Genomic DNA, 6,985 nt, shown 5'->3' with positions numbered 1-6,985 from the left:
AGATGGTGTCTAACAATTGGGGTGCAGTTCACTGTCAGGGCTTTTTTTAGGTTGTTGTTTTTGCATAAATGGAGGTGTCCCGTACTTCCTTGCCGTCTGCACTAAGGCAGTCATTACGCAAAATTCCTTCAAGGGTATACCCCAGCTTCTCGGGAATACTTTTGCTGGCAATATTATTAGGGTCACAGCGGATTTCGACTCGTTTTGCCCCATAATGGTAAAAGGCGAATTTAGTTAACTTTTCCACTGCCTCTGTTATGTAGCCCAGTTTACTGTATCTCGTATCAATCCAATAGCCAATTTCGAATTTAGGGATATCCCAGTTAATTCGGTGCAGACCAGTGGAACCGATGAATTGATCGTCTTCTTTCCTATAAATATGGAGTCTGATATCCTCTTTTATAATAAAGTCCGCAAAGGACTTAAGGACGTTCCGTTCAGAAGTTTCCAAAGAGACATCTTGATGGGCAAACGGGAGCCACTGTTTCAATTCAGGTTTAGAATGGACAATGGCTTCGTGAACGTCCAGGCCATCGCCAGGCTGACAAGGTCTTAGATATAATCGTGGGGTTTCAATTTTTTCGGGGAAATCCATTAATATAGCTTTCATATCCTGCCTCCATATCATTGATGTGGAAAATTATAACATGAATTAGGTTCAATGTGTTCGGCTGATGGGTAAGTTTTCTTAGCATAAACGAGAGAGCGAAAACATAGATTCTAGTAAGCGGAGTTGGGAGGATGAAAGATGAAAAAAAAATCTGTCGTACAAAATGCCGTAATGAAACATATTAACGAACATTCCTCATTATATGTCTTTATCACTGTGCTTTTTTTGATGGGTGTCATTTTTGGGGCAATATTGGTGAATAGTTTGAGCTTTACCCAAAAGGAAGACTTGTTCTATTATTTATCGCAATTTTTCGGACAAGTATCCAAAGGTGAATTTGCATCTTCGCATGATATGTTCAGCCAAAGTATTATGCATAATATAAAATATATCGGGGTCATCTGGATTCTCGGAATATCGGTCATCGGTTTGCCTGTCATCCTGGTTTTGTTATTTATAAAAGGGATGGTTGTTGGATTCACAGTCGGTTTTTTAGTCAATCAAATGGGATGGAGCGGGTTCTTATTATCGTTTGTCGCTATTCTTCCCCAAAATATATTCATCGTCCCGATATTCATCGTAATAACCGTCCTTGCCGTCTCACTATCAATGAAGATGATCAGCCGGATTTTCCTTAAGCAGGTTCGTGAACCGCTGAAGCCGATAATTTCACGGTATATTTTCTCATTGGTTTTGTCGGGATTATTTTTGATTACAGCTGCTGCATTTGAAGCGTACCTATCCCCTTCTTTAATGAAAAATGTCGTAAGTTTATTGGGTCATTGATGAAAATTTACCGTTCGCGGAAAATTTTTTATCATTAACAAGAAATCTATTTTGACAGTTTTCCCTCTTTTGATATAATGGATAAGATAGCGGCGCGGGAGGGAATATTAGGTATGGAAATAGAAAACAGAATTGATAGGATAAAAAAGCAGTTACACTCGTCCAGCTACAAATTAACGCCTCAGCGAGAAGCGACCGTCCGCGTTTTACTTGAGCATGAAGAGGATCATTTAAGCGCAGAAGACGTTTACCTCCTTGTCAAAGAAAAGTCGCCGGAAATAGGATTGGCAACAGTTTACCGTACGCTAGAGTTGCTGACTGAATTGAAGATAGTAGATAAAATTAACTTTGGAGACGGGGTTTCCCGTTATGATTTAAGACAAGAAGGAGCTGCGCATTTCCATCATCATCTTGTTTGTGTGGAATGTGGTGCGGTAGATGAAATCCAGGAAGACCTACTTGAAGACGTAGAAGACATTGTGGAACGTGACTGGAACTTCAAGATAAAAGACCATAGATTAACCTTTCATGGCATTTGTCATCGATGTCATGACAAAGAAGAAAATTAAGGTGAATGAAGTTGGGCCTTTTCCATTTAATGGAGAAGGTTTTCTGCATTTTATAAGCCTATTTTCTTAAGCAAGAGCAGTTTTCGTTTACTCCTTTCCGAAACACGTATAAAACTTGTCCTGTTGGGCATAGATTGATACAAAGGATCGAATGGGAGGGGAAAGATGATGAAAACATCATTATCGCTTTTTTTGCACACGGCTAAAGTGATGGTTCTCTTTGTTAGCTTCACTGTTCTTTTTTATATAGGAATGGTATGGTTAAATCAGGAATATCAAAGTTATCATCGTTATGATGAACCGAAAGGCATGGCTGTAAAAGTATCGAAGGCTGTTGATACGGGTGATGATGCATGGCTTGAACGCTTAATGTTGTTTTATTTAAACGGGGAGTAATGAATATGGAGAATCAAATTAGGGATTTCATTCATTTTTTAACCATTGAAAAAGGGCTTGCCAAGAATACGCTTGTCTCCTATGAGCGCGACTTAAGATCATATTGGAGTTATCTGAAAGATGTTGAAACCATTGACGACTGGAATGATTCACGGCGGGTGAACATCCTGCATTTTCTCGTACATTTGAAGGATCAAGGGAAATCATCAAAGACGGTGGCACGTCATATAGCTTCCATTCGGTCTTTTCATCAATTCCTTCTAAGGGAAAAAGTAACCGATCAGGATCCGTCCATACATATAGAAACGCCAAAACCGGACCGAAGCCTTCCAAAGGTATTAAGCATGGAAGAGGTTGAAGCACTATTGGAAGCCCCTAAAAAAATGGATGAATTCGGTTTACGCGATAAGGCGATGCTAGAACTGATGTATGCGACGGGTATGCGCGTCAGTGAGTTGATATCCATGGATGTGAGCGATGTCCATGCATCGATGGGGTTTGTCCGTTGTGTAGGGAAAGGGAATAAAGAGAGAATTATTCCGATTGGACAAACTGCTTTGGGTGCGATTGAACATTATATGGAAAGTTCCCGGGGGAAAATGGCCAGCCCCAAGCACAGGACAGATTCACTTTTTTTGAATCATCATGGCAACAGGCTGACAAGACAGGGATTTTGGAAGATTCTAAAAAAACTTGTAAAATCGGCACAAATAGAAAAAGAAATAACACCGCATACACTAAGGCATTCTTTCGCGACACATCTATTGATGAACGGGGCTGATTTACGTGCCGTCCAAGAAATGCTGGGTCATGCGGATATTTCGACAACTCAAATTTATACACATATTACGAACGTACGGATCAAGGATGTATATTCAAAATTCCATCCGCGAGCTTAAAGGAATAGTAGAATGATAGAGAGGTTGTGAATTTAACTGCGAGGCAGTTGAAGGAGCAGCCTTTTTTCATTGTGGATTTTCCTGCTGGAATGGCTGCTGATCATTCTTGACACGACTAATGGCACTTTGTTTCATTCCGAAATATATTATTTGTCTCCACCATGGTAATCGTTTACAATGTAAAGAGGTCAGACTTCTGACGTTTTCGCGATTTCATTTAAATGAAGAGTAACTGAGCAGAATAAGGGTATTATAGAAAGTATAAAAAGTGATTTACTATTTTAGGAGGAATGACTCATGAAAGGGAATTCAGCATTTAAACGGATATTTGTAATCGTTATGGATTCAGTTGGAATTGGCGAAGCACCTGATGCAGATTTATTCGGCGATAAAGGGGCGGATACACTTGGCCATATCGCAGAAAAAATGAATGGATTGAACATGCCGACTCTCGCAAAATTGGGTTTAGGCAATATCCGTGAAATCAAGGGAATTGATAAAGCTCAGCAACCTCTCGCATACTATACGAAAATGAAGGAAGCCTCTACTGGAAAAGATACGATGACTGGACATTGGGAAATAATGGGGTTGAATATATCAACTCCATTCCGTGTATTTCCAGATGGTTTTCCTGAATTATTAGTCAATGAACTCGAGGCGAAGATGGGGCGGGGAATTATTGGGAACGTCCCGGCAAGCGGCACGGAAATCATTGAAAGACTTGGCGAGGAACATATGAAAACGGGTGCGCTGATTGTATATACATCAGCTGATTCCGTATTACAGATTGCTGCACATGAAGATATCGTCCCGATAGACGAATTATACAAGATTTGTGAAATTGCCCGTGAAGTGACAATGGCTGATGAGTTCAAGGTCGGACGCGTGATTGCCAGGCCGTTCACTGGTGAACCCGGCAGTTTCAAAAGAACGCCTAACCGTCATGATTATGCATTGAAGCCGTTTAACCGGACAGTAATGGATGAATTGAAAGATTCTGGATATGATGTGCTAGCAATCGGGAAGATCTCAGATATCTTTGATGGGGAAGGCGTGACTGAATCATTAAGGACCGTATCCAATATGGATGGAATGGATAAATTAATCCAAACGGTAGAACAGGATTTCAAAGGGTTAAGTTTCCTTAATCTGGTCGACTTCGATGCTTTATACGGACACCGCCGCGATCCCGAGGGATACGGTAAGGCATTGGAAGAATTCGATGCCAGGATGCCGGAAGTCCTTGATAAACTGAAAGAGGATGATTTATTGATCATCACTGCAGATCATGGGAATGATCCGGTCCATGAAGGAACCGATCACACACGTGAATATGTACCATTATTAGTCTATTCCAAACGATTTACAGAAGGTGCCGAACTCCCGATAAGAGATACATTTGCTGATATTGGGGCGACGGTCGCTGCTAATTTTGATGTAAAAATGCCTGCCTTCGGGAAAAGTATATTGGGCGATCTGAATTTAGGGGAGATTAAATAGATGTTTAATAAAATAGAGACTGCTGCGTCATTTATAAAAAGTAAAATGGAAGGCTCTCCGGAAATAGGACTGATCCTTGGTTCCGGACTTGGAGTATTGGCGGATGAAATTGAAAATCCCATAACGATTCCATACCACGAAATCCCGGAATTCCCAGTATCGACTGTTGAAGGTCACGCTGGACAGCTTGTCATTGGACATTTAAGTGGCAAAAAAGTTGTAGCCATGCAAGGACGTTTCCACTTTTATGAGGGTTATTCCATGGAAAAGGTCACTTTTCCTGTACGAGTAATGAAACTTCTTGGTGTTGAGAAGCTAATTGTAACGAATGCTGCCGGAAGCGTTAATGAAAGCTATGAACCAGGTGATTTGATGCTCATTACGGATCATATTAATTTAATGGGGGCAAATCCATTGATTGGTCCTAATGAAGGGCGTTTCGGTCCTAGATTCCCTGATATGTCGGAGGCTTATAATAAAGACCTTCGGGCGCAAGCAAAAAAAATAGCAGCTTCACTAGGGTTGGATATTAAAGAAGGTGTCTATATCGGAAATTCAGGTCCGACCTATGAGACACCGGCAGAAGTGAAAATGGCAAGAGTCCTTGGCGGGGATGCAGTTGGTATGTCGACAGTTCCTGAAGTTATCGTAGCAAGGCATAGTGATATGAAGGTGCTAGGAATCTCATGCCTTACCAATATGGCCGCAGGCATTCTGGATCAGCCTTTGTCACATGAAGAGGTAATTGAAACGACGGAAAAAGTGAAAAGCAGTTTTCTGGAATTTGTTAAGAATATCGTTAAAGACATATAAAACGAACCAAAAAAATACAAGTACACCTAAGAGAAGCGGTGTCTTTAAAAAAGTGGGGATCCCAATATGAGAATGGTAGATTTAATCGAGAAAAAGCGTGATGGAAAGGTTCTTACTACAGAAGAAACACAGTTCATCATCAAAGGGTTTACGGATGGATCGATTCCGGATTACCAAATGAGCGCTTGGTCAATGGCTGTTTATTTCAAAGGCATGAATGAGCAGGAACGTGCTGATCTAACGATGGCAATGGTCGAATCAGGAGATCAAATTGATTTATCGATGATTGAAGGAATTAAGGTCGATAAACATTCAACAGGCGGTGTTGGTGATACCACAACTCTGGTGCTTGGACCATTGGTTGCTGCTGTAGGTGTTCCAGTGGCGAAAATGTCAGGACGCGGTCTTGGCCATACAGGAGGAACGATCGATAAGCTGGAGTCAGTAAAAGGATTTCATGTCGAAATAGAAAACGACGAGTTCATTCGACTTGTTAATAAAAATAAGATAGCTGTCATTGGACAAAGTGGTAACCTGACTCCGGCCGACAAAAAGTTATATGCATTGCGCGATGTTACGGCTACCGTTAACAGTATTGGCTTGATTGCTGGCTCGATCATGAGTAAGAAAATCGCCGCTGGTGCTGATGCAATCGTACTTGATGTTAAAACGGGAGCGGGCGCCTTCATGAAAACTCTCGAAGATTCCGAAGAGTTGGCGCATGCAATGGTTAGCATTGGAAACAATGTGGGGCGAAACACGATGGCTGTCATTTCCGATATGAGCCAACCGTTGGGTTACGCAATCGGAAATGCTTTAGAAGTGAAGGAAGCCATCGATACGCTTAAAGGAGAGGGACCGGAAGATTTAACGGAACTTTCTTTGACGCTAGGAAGCCATATGGTGTACCTTGCCAAAAAGGCAAGCTCGCTGGAAGAAGCAAGAACCCTGCTGGAAAATGCGATGAAGGATGGTTCTGCATTAAACTCATTCAAGGTTTTCCTGGAAGCGCAGGGAGGCGATGGTTCGGTTGTAGATCAGCCGGAAAAACTACCGCAGGCGGCTTATACTTTCGAGCTGGAAGCGAAAGAGGAAGGATATGTATCGGAAATCATCGCTGATGAAGTAGGAACGGCAGCCATGCTGTTAGGCGCCGGGCGGGCGACAAAAGAATCAGAGATTGATTTGGCAGTCGGACTGGTACTTCGTAAAAAAATTGGGGAGACCGTTGCAAAAGGTGAATCCCTTGTGACGATTTACAGCAATTTTGAAGATGTTTCAAAGGTAAAAGAAAAATTGTATGAGAGCATTGCCATTTCAAAAGAGAAAATAGAAAAACCTACATTGATCTATAAAGAGATAATGGAATAAACATTATCCCCCAAAAAAGGCCGCGCTTTTGCGCGGCCTTC

8 protein-coding genes are annotated in these 6,985 nt (G+C 41.6%); 7 read left to right on the top strand and 1 reads right to left on the bottom strand.

What is annotated here, in order from left to right:
* Positions 1-46: 46 nt before the first annotated feature.
* Positions 47-610, bottom strand: coding sequence for a GNAT family N-acetyltransferase (locus tag IOC57_RS25065; RefSeq protein WP_207441297.1), 564 nt, complete (start codon positions 608-610; stop codon positions 47-49).
* Positions 611-748: 138 nt separating this feature from the next.
* On the opposite strand from IOC57_RS25065, the gene spoIIM reads away from it, so the two are divergent.
* The 7 genes from spoIIM to IOC57_RS25030 all read left to right on the top strand — a co-directional run bounded on the left by spoIIM (position 749) and on the right by IOC57_RS25030 (position 6,944).
* Positions 749-1,396 carry a stage II sporulation protein M gene (gene spoIIM, locus IOC57_RS25060; protein ID WP_034308157.1) on the top strand — a complete coding sequence of 216 codons (648 nt, stop codon included), beginning with the start codon at positions 749-751 and terminating at the stop codon, positions 1,394-1,396.
* A gap of 119 nt (positions 1,397-1,515) precedes the next feature.
* Complete coding sequence (fur, locus tag IOC57_RS25055; protein WP_034311309.1) at positions 1,516-1,965, top strand: ferric iron uptake transcriptional regulator; 450 nt, start codon at positions 1,516-1,518, stop codon at positions 1,963-1,965.
* Positions 1,966-2,130: 165 nt separating this feature from the next.
* Positions 2,131-2,361 carry a YqzK family protein gene (locus tag IOC57_RS25050; RefSeq protein ID WP_375781423.1) on the top strand — a complete coding sequence of 77 codons (231 nt, stop codon included), beginning with the start codon at positions 2,131-2,133 and terminating at the stop codon, positions 2,359-2,361.
* A 5-nt stretch (positions 2,362-2,366) separates the two neighbouring features.
* Entirely contained in the window at positions 2,367-3,260 is an 894-nt protein-coding gene (xerD, locus tag IOC57_RS25045) for a site-specific tyrosine recombinase XerD (protein WP_207441296.1), read from the top strand.
* A 297-nt stretch (positions 3,261-3,557) separates the two neighbouring features.
* Positions 3,558-4,760, top strand: coding sequence for a phosphopentomutase (gene deoB / locus IOC57_RS25040; protein ID WP_207441295.1), 1,203 nt, complete (start codon positions 3,558-3,560; stop codon positions 4,758-4,760).
* Positions 4,761-5,573 (top strand): purine-nucleoside phosphorylase, encoded by an 813-nt coding sequence (locus tag IOC57_RS25035; RefSeq protein ID WP_207441294.1) that lies wholly within the window; start codon positions 4,761-4,763, stop codon positions 5,571-5,573.
* 66 nt (positions 5,574-5,639) lie between these two features.
* Complete coding sequence (locus tag IOC57_RS25030; protein WP_207441293.1) at positions 5,640-6,944, top strand: pyrimidine-nucleoside phosphorylase; 1,305 nt, start codon at positions 5,640-5,642, stop codon at positions 6,942-6,944.
* Positions 6,945-6,985: the final 41 nt, after the last annotated feature.

Source organism: Bacillus sp. SD075 (assembly GCF_017355165.1).
In the GTDB taxonomy this organism is placed as follows: domain Bacteria; phylum Bacillota; class Bacilli; order Bacillales; family DSM-1321; genus Peribacillus.
This window is presented reverse-complemented; position numbering and strand designations above follow the sequence as displayed.